This window comes from Saccharibacillus sp. WB 17 (genome assembly GCF_008634075.2).
Classification (GTDB): Bacteria; Bacillota; Bacilli; order Paenibacillales; family Paenibacillaceae; genus Saccharibacillus; species Saccharibacillus brassicae.
This window is the reverse complement of sequence record NZ_VPFK02000023.1, coordinates 1-11,191: the sequence shown is the minus strand read 5'-3', so window position 1 is coordinate 11,191 and position 11,191 is coordinate 1. Positions and strand designations below refer to the sequence as shown.

At 60.5% G+C, this 11,191-nt stretch carries 10 protein-coding genes; 9 read left to right on the top strand and 1 reads right to left on the bottom strand.

The window, feature by feature from the left end:
* Positions 1-6 precede the first annotated feature (6 nt).
* The 7 genes from FTE24_RS11595 (at position 7) to FTE24_RS11565 (ending at position 8,016) form a co-directional block, all read left to right on the top strand.
* Positions 7-1,224 carry a hypothetical protein gene (locus tag FTE24_RS11595; RefSeq protein WP_150234683.1) on the top strand — a complete coding sequence of 406 codons (1,218 nt, stop codon included), beginning with the start codon at positions 7-9 and terminating at the stop codon, positions 1,222-1,224.
* A 396-nt stretch (positions 1,225-1,620) separates the two neighbouring features.
* Positions 1,621-4,614 carry a beta-phosphoglucomutase gene (pgmB, locus tag FTE24_RS11590; protein WP_141448299.1) on the top strand — a complete coding sequence of 998 codons (2,994 nt, stop codon included), beginning with the start codon at positions 1,621-1,623 and terminating at the stop codon, positions 4,612-4,614.
* A gap of 156 nt (positions 4,615-4,770) precedes the next feature.
* The gene (locus tag FTE24_RS11585; protein ID WP_237401732.1) at positions 4,771-5,226 is read left to right on the top strand and encodes a sigma-70 family RNA polymerase sigma factor; all 456 of its coding nucleotides are present in this window, start codon (positions 4,771-4,773) and stop codon (positions 5,224-5,226) included.
* A 186-nt stretch (positions 5,227-5,412) separates the two neighbouring features.
* Entirely contained in the window at positions 5,413-5,631 is a 219-nt protein-coding gene (locus FTE24_RS11580) for a hypothetical protein (RefSeq protein ID WP_150234688.1), read from the top strand.
* A 160-nt stretch (positions 5,632-5,791) separates the two neighbouring features.
* The gene (locus FTE24_RS11575; protein ID WP_141448302.1) at positions 5,792-6,319 is read left to right on the top strand and encodes an RNA polymerase sigma factor; all 528 of its coding nucleotides are present in this window, start codon (positions 5,792-5,794) and stop codon (positions 6,317-6,319) included.
* Positions 6,312-7,703 carry a DUF4179 domain-containing protein gene (locus FTE24_RS11570; protein WP_150234690.1) on the top strand — a complete coding sequence of 464 codons (1,392 nt, stop codon included), beginning with the start codon at positions 6,312-6,314 and terminating at the stop codon, positions 7,701-7,703. Before FTE24_RS11575 ends, FTE24_RS11570 begins: the two co-directional genes overlap by 8 nt.
* Before the next feature lie 85 nt (positions 7,704-7,788).
* Positions 7,789-8,016: a hypothetical protein gene (locus FTE24_RS11565; RefSeq protein ID WP_150234693.1), complete on the top strand. Its 228-nt coding sequence runs from the start codon at positions 7,789-7,791 to the stop codon at positions 8,014-8,016.
* A 36-nt stretch (positions 8,017-8,052) separates the two neighbouring features.
* On the opposite strand, the gene FTE24_RS11560 is transcribed toward FTE24_RS11565, so the two are convergent.
* The gene (locus FTE24_RS11560) at positions 8,053-8,982 is read right to left on the bottom strand and encodes an ArsR/SmtB family transcription factor (protein WP_150234695.1); all 930 of its coding nucleotides are present in this window, start codon (positions 8,980-8,982) and stop codon (positions 8,053-8,055) included.
* A gap of 247 nt (positions 8,983-9,229) precedes the next feature.
* Here FTE24_RS11560 and FTE24_RS11555 point away from each other — a divergent pair, with 247 nt between their 5' ends.
* On the top strand, positions 9,230-10,300 hold the full coding sequence (locus FTE24_RS11555; RefSeq protein ID WP_150234696.1) for a lactonase family protein: 1,071 nt from the start codon (positions 9,230-9,232) through the stop codon (positions 10,298-10,300).
* Positions 10,301-10,366: 66 nt separating this feature from the next.
* Positions 10,367-10,819, top strand: a complete 453-nt coding sequence (locus FTE24_RS11550; RefSeq protein ID WP_150234698.1) for a DUF4385 domain-containing protein — start codon at positions 10,367-10,369, stop codon at positions 10,817-10,819.
* Positions 10,820-11,191: the final 372 nt, after the last annotated feature.

Below are 11,191 nucleotides of genomic sequence, written 5' to 3'. Positions count from 1 at the left end.
CGGCCAGTGAAAACGAGAAAACCTTTTCCCCGCTTCTGGGCCGGGCTTGCGGCGCTGATGCTGCTTGTGCTGCTGCCCTGGATCGTCTGGGAAGTGAAGCCGGCCCGGCCGCTGAATATCGCCGTGCTGGACAAGACGGTCAACGACGACAGCTACCGGGAACACAAAGGCTTGTTCTGGATCATGAACCAACAGAAATATCGTATGGCGGACGGCGGCAAATATTTGTACGACCGCGACTATTACGGCAGCCAGCTGCCGATCGGCGGCGCGCGGCCGGAAGAGCGGACGCTTGCGGACATGCCGGCCGATACGCAGCTGATCTACGTGGCCGATACGTACGGGCTTGCCGAAGCGCAGGCTGGCGAAGCGGACGAGAGCGAGGCGGGCGACGTTCCGGCCAATGCCGGCGGGCGCGCTCCGCAGGGCCAGGCAGGCGGCATGAAGACGCTCGACATCAACGTGCTGGAAGCGGCCGCGGCGCGGGGGACGATGCTTGTGGCCGAGTTCAATTCGGTCGCGGCACCGACGGAAGACGCGGTGCGCGACCGGGCGAGCGCGCTGCTCGGCATGAAATGGACAGGCTGGACCGCCCGTTACTTCCCCGACCTGACGGCGGGCGTCGAAGTGCCGGCCTGGGTGCCGGGCCGCTACCGGGAAGTGACCGGGCGCGACTGGAATTACACGGGCGCCGGATTTTTGTTCGTGCAGGAAGACGGCGACCTGTTCGTGCTGCGCGAAGGCGCGGAGACGGACGGAGGCGCGCGTATCGCTTTTACCGGGGCGGGCCGCGAGCGCTTCGGCATGAGCCCGGAGAACCGCTACAATTACTGGTTCGATATCGTGACGGCGGCGGAAGGCAGCGAAGTGCTGGCGGAGTACGATTTGCGGCTGACCGGCAACGGGCGGGCGCTGCTTGCCGAGCACGGAATCCGCGAGCGGTTCCCGGCGGTGCTCCGGCGCGAGGCCGGAGCCGGAGGCGCCGCGATTTCCGCGGGCGCGACCGCCGCGCCGGCTCCGGGGCAGGTCAGCTATTATTTTGCGGGCGATTACGCCGATCGGGACGGTTATCCGTTCTGGCGCCGTTACGCGGGCTGGCCTACGTTCAAAAGCTGGTTCACGTTCGACAAGCCGGGCAGCGAAGAAGCGTTCTATTGGGACGTGTACGTGCCGATGATGCGGCAAATTTTGCGCGAAGCGTCCGAGCTGCCGCAGGCGAAGTAAAAACTCCAGCCGAGAAAAAAGGCATAAACAAGATCAATCGAAGCATTTGGAGCTCTTTCAAGTCATTTATCGATGAATTCAAAAGTTTTTCCTCGATATTGGCAAAATAGGGATTCCCAAAAAGGGAAGAGCGATTTATAATGCAGATGTAAGCCCTTTCAACACAACCCTGACTTGGAGTCTTCGCTAACGGCGAAGGCTCTCTTTTTATGGGAAGCGAACGCCGCCGCCGCGCGATTCGTTGCAGAGAACAGGGCGTTTTTTCTGAAAAAATGAATGCGTTCTCTTTAATTTTACGTTTCTTTTGCCCCTGCAGGAGTTACTTACCGGGAGCCAAATGGGTAATAGAGCGGGAGTCTGTGTGACAGAGAATGATTGGGAATGGGAGGAAAATCAATGAAGCATTCATCCGGGGGACCGATCTATGCGTACGAACCGTGGACGGTAACCGAACATACGTTGGATACCGAACAGAATTTGCGCGACGAGACGATTTTCGCCGTGGCCAACGGTCATATCGGCATGCGCGGCAATTTCGAGGAAGGCTATTACGGCCCGCTCGGCACGTCGCTGCGGGGCACTTACATCAACGGATTTTACGAATCGGCTCCGATCGTCTACGGCGAGGAGACCTACGGGTCCGCGCGCGACCGCGAGACGATGCTCAACGTCGCCGACGCCCAGATCATCCGAATCTGGCTGGAAGACGAGCCGGTGCATATGTTCCAGGGCACGCTGTTCGGCTACTGGCGCCAGCTCGACATGAGAAAAGGCACCGTGACCCGTTCGATCCAGTGGCGTTCGCTCGAAGGGCGCGAAGTGGAGATCATCTTCGAACGCATGGCTTCGCTGGACGATCCGCATCTGCTGCTGCTGCGCTGCACGGTCAAGCCGATGAACTTCGAAGGCAAGATCCGCTTCGAATCGGAGATCGACGGCAACGTCGTCAACCAGTCGTCGTCGGGCGATCCGCGTTCCGGTTCTTCATTCTCGGGTCCCGTGCTGACGACGCTTGAAATGCGCGAAAACCAGACGTATGCCGGCATCATGCAGCGTACGCGGGTAACCGGCTTTCACGTGGCGTGCGCGGCCGAACATAAATTCAGCGGCGGCGAATACGAGCTGGAGACGGATGCGTCGAGCGGCCGGGTCGAGAAGCGCTTTACGGTATCGGCGCAGCCGGGAGACGAATTCGTGCTTGAAAAATACGTGACGTACCATGCGTCGGAAGAACCGAACACCGGCGACCTGTGGAGAGAAGGCATTCGCCAGCTCGACGAAGCGATGGAGCGGGGCTACGACAACTACGCGGCGATTCAGGAAGGCATTCTCGACGAATTCTGGCTGTCCGCCGACATCGTCGTCGAAGGCGACGACGCGCTGCAGCAGGGACTGCGTTTTAGCGCGTATCACGTGTTCCAATCCGTCGGCCGCGACGGCCGGACCAACATGGCGGCCAAAGGGCTGACCGGCGAAGGCTACGAAGGGCATTATTTCTGGGATACCGAGATGTACGTGTTCCCGTTCTTCCTGCATACCGAACCGGAGATCGCGCGCAAGCTGCTGGATTACCGGTATTACATTTTGCCCGAAGCGCGCAAACGTGCCGAGGAACTGAATTTCAAAGGCGCGCTTTTCCCGTGGCGGACGATCAGCGGCGAAGAGACGTCCGCTTACTTCCCGGCGGGCACGGCGCAACTGCATATCAACGCCGATATCGCCCACGCGATCAAGCTGTATAACGAAGCGGTGGATGATCCGGACTACAAGTACGGCAACGGGCTGGAGATCCTGATCGAGACGAGCCGCTTCTTCGCGGGCTACGGCAGCTTCATTCCGGGACGCGGCTTCTGCATCAACGGAGTCACCGGACCGGACGAGTATACCGCGCTCGTGAACAACAACGCCTATACGAACGTCATGGTACAGGATCAGTTCGAGTATACGGTGCAGCTGCTGGAAGAGATGAAAGAAATGCACGAAGGACGCTGCGAGGAACTGTGCGACCGGCTGCAGGTCACCGACGCGGAGATGGGTTCGTGGCGCAAAATGGCGGCCGAAATGTTCATCTACCGCGATCAGGGCATGATCGGCCAGGACGATTCGTTCCTGCACAAAGCGCCGTGGGATTTCGCCAACACGCCGAAAGAGAAATATCCGCTGCTGCTGCATTATCACCCGATGGACATTTACCGGCATCAGGTGCTGAAGCAGGCCGATCTGGTGCTCGCGTTCCACGTACAGCCCGAACGGTTCACGCTTGCGGAAAAAGCGCGGGGCTATCTGTACTACGAAGGCCTGACGACGCACGACTCGTCGCTGTCGGCCTGCGTGCACTCGATGGTCGCGTCCGAGCTCGGCTACATGGATCAGGCGTACGAGTTCTTCATGGAGACGTCGCGGCTTGACCTGGACGACACGCACGGCAATGTCAAAGACGGCATCCATGCCGCGGCGATGGCCGGCAGCCGCCTCGCGATCGTCAACGGCTTCGCCGGCATGAAGCAGGATCTGGACAAGCTGAGTTTCCGTCCGCTGCTGCCGGGGCAGTGGGAACGCTGCAGCTTCTCCGTCAAATGGAAAGGCCGCCGTCTGTACGTCAATGCGACGCAGGAATCGACGACGTACCGTCTGCTCGAAGGCGATCCGATCAAGCTGGAGCATTTCGGCGTCGACGTGAATCTGGAAGAAGAGCTGACGCTGCCGAACCGCGTACTGGGCGCAGTGCTGTTCGATCTGGACGGCGTCATCACCGATACGGCCGAGCTGCATTATCAGGCGTGGAAAGACCTGGCCGACGAGCTGGGCATTCCGTTCGACCGCGAGCATAACGAGAAGCTCAAAGGCGTGGACCGCATGACTTCGCTGAAGCTCATTCTCCAGAACGGAGACCGGACCTATTCGCCGGAAGAGATGGAGAAGCTCGCCCACAGCAAAAACGAACGGTACAAAGAACTGCTGACGACGCTGACACCGGAAGCACTGCTGCCGGGCGTGCGCAAGCTGCTCAAAGCGCTGCGCCGCGACGGTATTCGCACGGCGCTCGCTTCCGCCAGCCGCAACGCCCCGACCGTGCTCGACCGGCTCGGCGTCACCGACCTTTTCGACTACGTCGCGGATGCCGGTGCGGTCGCGCTGCAAAAGCCGGACGCCGAAATCTTCCTGAACGCCGCCGCAGGCGTCGGAGTCCATCCGCTGCGCTGTATCGGGATCGAAGACGCCGAAGCCGGCGTGATCTCGATCCACCGCGCCGGCATGCCGGCCGTGGGCATCGGGACGACGGAGACGCTGCCGGACGCCGACCACCACGTGGACTCGCCGGCCGACCTGACGCCCGCGCTGCTGCGCGAATGGATGAACGAGTTTCCGAAGCGCGACCTGAGAGGGTAAGCGGACGTCTTTTACCAAGTGGAACGAACCGAACGATATACCGAATAATGAACCGAATATAACGAACCGAGCGGCTTGTGCCGCGAGACCGTGCTTTTCTCCTTCCGGGGGGAGAAGCGCGGTTTTTTTGTTTTGTTTTCCCTGTTCGAAAACCGTTTGAGGTCTGTCGGCCGTCTATACGGCATCGGATTCAGTTACCTGCATCATGAAGCGGACGCGCTGGATGCGCTGCAGGAGGCGTCCTGCAAAGCCTGGATCAAACGCAGATCGCTCAAGGACGAATCGGCCTTCCTGCCGTGGATGACCCGAATTCTGATCAACTGCTGCATGGACGAACTGAGAAGGCGCAAAAGAATCTTTCCTTCGGATCGGGCGGGCGAGGATCGGGCAGCTGAAATGGTCAGTTCGAACCGGATCGATCTGGATCGCATGCTGGCGAAGCTTCCCGCCAAGCACCGGCATGTCGTCATCTTGAAATACGAGCAGGATCTGACGCTGGTCGAGATCGCACGCATCCCGAACGAGCCGGAAGGCACGATCAAGAGCTGGCTGCCCAAAGCGCTCAAGCAGATGCGTGCGGCGGAGTCGCGAAACACGGAAAAAGGCGGATGAGCGGCAGTTTGTAGAGGCGGCCGCGAGATTGGCGGTGAACGGCGAAGCAAACCGGTATTCCGCGGCGGCGATAATCCGGGTTACGACGACAGCAAGTGTCTGGCCGTACTGGCGACGGAAGTCAAGATCGGCCCGAATGAAGCCGGGCGGCTTGAGCAGAATCTGGCTGCCGGTCAGACGCTGACCGTGGACGGACAGGTGCTGCATGTCGAACAGCCGCTGATCACGCCGCAGCGCGACTATCTCGTCTTGGTACCGGATGCGGCCAACGACAAAACCGTATCGCGATTGATCGGCGCCAAATTGACCGTAACCAAAAACGGGGAAACGGTCGTGTCGCACGGCGGGGCAGCCGCAAGCATGAGAAGCTCAAATAAAGACGACGTCCGAGCGGTGGCCGTATAGGCCGAATCTCCGCAGGCCCCGGGCGAAAGATCGGACAGCCGTCTCCTTCGGGAGGCGGTTTTTTTGGCTCGTTCTTTTTTTTTCGGGAGATGCGTTAAAATAAATCAATCGTTTTGCGCGGATGCGGCGTCTTACTTGTATCGGATGAGGGGGACTGGAGATGGATCAAACGTCGGAGGAGACGGAGCGGGCCGTAGAAGCCCATACGGAAGAAGAACTTTTTTTCGGGCGGATCGAAGTGCAGCAGCGCAGACTGTACGCGATCGCCCTGAGTTACCTGCGCAGCGAAGCGGACGCACTGGAAGCGGTGCAGGAAGCTTCGTGCCGGGCCTGGATCAAACGGAAAAAATTGCAGCACCCGGACCGATTGTCCAGTTGGCTGATCCGGATCGTCATCAACTGCTGCATGGACGAACTGCGCCGAAGAAAACGGTCGTTTCCGGCCGCGGAGTTCGAGGAACGGCAGGCGGAAGAGATGCAAAGCAACGATAAGGTCGATCTGGAGCGGGCTTTCGGCAAAATGAAGCCCAAATACCGCCATGCGGTGATGCTCAAATATTATCAGGATATGACGACGATCGAGATCGCGGCCGTGCTGCGCAGGCCCGAAGGCACGATCAAGACTTGGGTACGCGAAGGACTGAAGCAGCTGCGCAAAGAATTAGGGGGAGGTGCCGAGCATGAATGAACGGGAATTGCACAGACTGCGCCAGGACGCCGAAGCCAACGCCAGACAGGCCGCCGAACTGCCGCAGTTCAAGCTCGATCGGACGACGCGGCAGGGAATCGGCCGGGGACGCGTGCGGGCCCGGCGCCGCAGAACATTGTACGGCGCCGGCGGAGTGCTGGTTCTCGCCGCCGCGCTGCTGCTGACGCTCGCTGCGCTGCGTCCGGGAAGCATGCTGGAGCCGGAAGCGCGCATTGCCGCGAACAGGGATTGGGGCGCGTTCGAAGCGTTCCGGGAAGCAGCCGAAGGCGATTCCGCCTTGATCAGCGCTTTGAATCGCGGGGAAGTGCGGCCGGTCGGAACGACGGTGGAGAGACAAGGTTATACGGTCACGCTGGACGGAGTGGCGGCGGACAGCCGCTCGACGGTCGTCCTGTACAGCGTGACGAACAAGAGCGGCCAACAGGCCCGCATCGGCGACGCTTCGGTCGTGTACGGCCGTTCCGGGTCGGAAAGCGGCAGTACGCAGAGCGGAGAGAGTCTCCTCGAATCGGGCGGAACTTCGTATCACGTGCTGTCTTCTACCTCGTTAGAAGGGCAGGCCGGTTCCGCGTCCGCGCTTCGGTTGATCTTGACGTCCGGCGACGCGAAGGCCAGGCTCTCCAGCACGAATAAATACCGGACGGAAATCGAGGTGCCGTTTACCTTGGATCGGGCGGCGCTTGCCGCGCGGGAACGGACGATCCAGCAGGAACGGGTGCTGACGATCGACGGTCAGGAGATTCGGGTAACGCGCCTGCTGAGCACGCCGCTCGGGATTTATGTCGATATCGATTATGCAGCTTCCAACAGCAAGCGGATCTTCGGACTGATTGCACCGACGCTTACGATTGAGCAGAAGGGCGAAGCGGAGACGCTGGAGACAGTCGGTTCCTTGAACGATGCGCTGCGGTTTCCGGGTACGGCGCTTACCCGTCCCGATTCGGTTACGCTGCATATCGAAGGCATTTCTGCCCTGGAACGGGACAAGCTGAAGCTTGTCGCCGATACGGAGCAGATGCGAATCATCCGGGCGCCCGATGCGAAGATAAGCGTGGAGGCAGCCGAGCCGCAATACGGCGGCAGCGGATCGATCGCATTCCGAAGAGCCGGCAGCCTTCCCGAAGGCATGGCCGGGAACATGCTGCTCGGCAGCACGTTCACCGACGGCAGCGGAGCCCGGCATGAACTGGATTCTTCCGGGCAGGGTTTCACTTCCCGCATGACAACGGGACCGGAAGGCGACGTCACGGTGACGCGGGACTACTTCGGGATCGGCACGGAATCCTGGCCGCAGCCGCTGACGTTCGAGATCGAGAATTATCCGAATCCGATCCTGCAAAAAGGCAGCCTGCGGATCGATTGATCCGCAGACTGCCGATACAGAAGCATTTGCCTCGCCGCCGAACTTTCGCTATAGTGGGTAAAAAGCAGCAAAGGGGAGCGAACACATGACCTATTCGCAGCGGGGCAGCTCGCAGACCGGAGCGTCTTCGGACGTTGCCCATCTGGAATACCGGATCGGCGAACTGAACGACCGCGTCTCGCGGTTGGCGGCCGAAATCGAAGTCTCGCACGGCGGTCCGCAGGAACGCTTGATCGAACTTCGGACGGAAGCGGAGCAGGCGGCCAACGACCTTGCCCGATTGCAGGACGAACTCGCGGCATACGAGGAATGATGCCGCGGGTTCTTTTTTATGTGCCGCGGGAATTGCTCAGCCCTGCGGTTCGGGCCTCAGCGCGTCCCGGTAATACAGCCGGAACAGGATGTCCTGGTTGTAGTTGCCGAAGCCGGTGCCGAACAGCGTGATGCCGCCGACGTGCTGCGCTTCGCTGCGCACGCCGATCCGCAGCTTCCATTCCTTGCTCGACGGGGAGATCTGGTCTAGCGTCACGGAAGAGAGCGGCGTGCCGTCCATGAACGTGCCGGTCCGGTTGATCTTGAGCCGCTTGAGCAGGCCGTACTGGTTGATGTCGTTCGGCCACCAGGCCGGGGTCAGATTGCCTCGCCGCCGGCCGTAATCGCCGGGGCTGGTCCACGTGCCGAGATCGACGCCGTTCAGGTGGAACGTGATGTCGGACGGCCAGTCTTCGTCGATGCCGGGCGCTTCGGACGAAATTTCCATCGAAATTTCCAGTTCTTCGGGCGTCTGGCTGGACAGCAGGAAATTCGGGGCGCGATACTCGACGAAGCCCTGTCCGAACCAGAGAATCGAAGCGTTGACCCGTTCCGGCGACAGAAAAAATCTCGGGTCGTCGAATTGGCCGATCATTTTCTCCGTCGTGGCCAGCCCGCAGGTCGGATAGACTTCCCAATCGGTGAAATGGCCGATCGGCACGTTAACCGGATGCACGGAGCGCCGGTCACTGCCCGCTTTGGGCAGCGTGATTTCGATGCGGTCCTCGGCGAGCGAGCAGACTTTGCGCGCGCCTCCGCGGCCCGCCATCCGTTCAGTCCGGATCAACCCGGCCGTCTCCAGCTTGCGCACGTGCATGGTCATGATCGCGCTGCTGAGATTCGAAGCTTCGGCCAGTTCCCGCACGTTCATCGGCCGCTCGGCAAGCAGGGCAAGCAGATTGAGTCGGACTTTGCTGGCGAGCGCTTCGTAAACGGGCAGCGATTGTTCGGTGATGTCCAGTTCCATGGCTTCCTCCAAATGGTAGCGATTTTCAATATCCGAATAAAGGTTCGTTTCCTTTCAGTATATAATGCGGCGTCTGCAAAAGCACGGATTGCGCAAGGTTTCGCGAGATTTTGATTGTCGAATCCGGGCGAATTTCGGCGGTTTCGTTTCAGAAAGGGTAGGTTTTTGTTAATAATAGTCAAACCGACCACGATTTCGAGCCCGCTTCGCGCGCAAGCACGGGCTGACATAAAAGGAGAATGAGAACATGACGGCACTGGATCATACCCGACATTTTTACGTGGGCACCTACGCTTCGGACACCGAAGAAGGGCTGTTTCACGCCACTTTGAACACGGAGAACGGCGAAATGCACGTCGTATCCGGCCTTGGCGGCATCGAGAACCCTTCGTATCTGGCCGTAAGCCCGAATCGGAGAAATTTATATGCGGTCAGCGAAAAAGAATACGGCGAAATCCTGTCCTACATGATCGACCCGGATACCAAAGAACTGAATCCCAATGACCGGCAGTCTTCCGAAGGCTCTTCGCCGTGCTTCGTCGAACCGACGCCGGACGGCAAAATGCTGCTCGCGGCCAATTACGGCGGATGCGTCGTCGCGTTCGCGGTCCGGGACCGCGGCGTGCTCGAACAGACGAGCCGGGTCCGGCATACCGGTTCCGGTCCGCATCCCGAACGCCAGGCCGAGCCGCATCCGCACTCGTTCGTTTCGTCCCCGGACGGCGTCTATCTGTTTGCGCCCGATCTCGGAACCGACCGGATCGCCCAGTACACGCTCGAAGACGAGCGGCTGTTCAATCAGGGAGAGATCGAACTGCCCGGAGGGACCGGTCCGCGCACGATGGCTTTTCATCCCAAGGGAAAATGGGCGTACGTCACGGGCGAACTGGACAACACGGTGACGATGCTGGATTACGATATGCAGAGCGGGCGCCTGGCGCCGGCCCAGAGCGAACCGCTGCTGCCCGAGCCGCAGGCGTCCGATCCGGCGAATACGGCGGCACATACGGCGGTATCGCCGTGCGGACGCTTCGTGTACGTCTCGAACCGGGGCGACGACAGCATTACGCAGTTCAAGACCGACCTGTCGAACGGACGGTTGACGTTTGTGGAACGCGTACCGTCGGGCGGCCGCGTGCCGAGGCATTTCGCGATTACGGACGGATTTTTGCTCGCGGCGCATCAAGACAGCGGCCAGATCGTTTCTTTTGCGATCGGGGAAGAAGACGGCCGACTGACGCCGACCGGCTTCGCGCTGGAGCTCAATCGTCCGGTCTGCGTCTGCCCGCTGCCGGATACGGCCGACGTCACGATCTGATCTTCACGAGCCCATCGTCCGATCACAGGAGCGCCGTGCCCGCCACGGCCCAAGGAGGCTAACGCGATGAAGGCATTCGACTACGAACTGGACTACGAACAACTGGATCTGCGCAAGCAGCCGGAGCTGTACCGTGTCGGGCGCGGCGAGCAGGGCGTGCTGCTCGTCCAGCCGTACAAAGGCGAGATTCTGCCGCACTGGCGGTTCAAGACGCCCGACATCGCGCGCGAGTCGTCGGAGAAGATCTATGCCATGTTTTTGGCCTATAAGGAAGAAGACGATTTCGTCGGCATGGACATGGCGAGGAAGTTTTTGCAGATGGGCTATACGCGCGCAAGGCGGTACACCAACTACAAAGGCGGCCGCAAGTACGCGGAGAACGGCACGCTGTCGCTAAACAAAGGCGATCCGGTCAAAGCCGAATCGGCGGCCATTTTCAAGCAGGTATGGGAAAAAGCGAAAACGGACGAAGATTACGTGCGGATGAAAGACGAGCACCGGGCGAAGTACGAGAAGTGAGACGTGCGGGGCGTCGGAGGTTTGCACGTTTTTGAAAATCGGAGATTGCTGTAAAAGTGGATTTGAAAAAAATAAAAAAACAGCCGGATACCGGCTGCTTCATCGGGCCGCGGCGGTTGAGCCGCGGTCTGTTCGTGTATGTAGGCGTGCAGAGCCGGCTTGGGTGACAGCCGGCGGCGAAGCTATCGGCATCCCGTCGGCAAGCGGGTACGCGGCTGTTCAGCGCGGGCTGAGCGCGCCTTCGCCTTCCGCTTCCGGCCCGGGCTCCGGCCGGCCCGGGGCGGCCGGAGCCGCCGCTTCGCCCGCCGCTTCGCCCGCCGCTTCAAGCGGCCGCTGGGCTGCGTGCGCCGCATGGCCCGCGTGGCCCGGTCC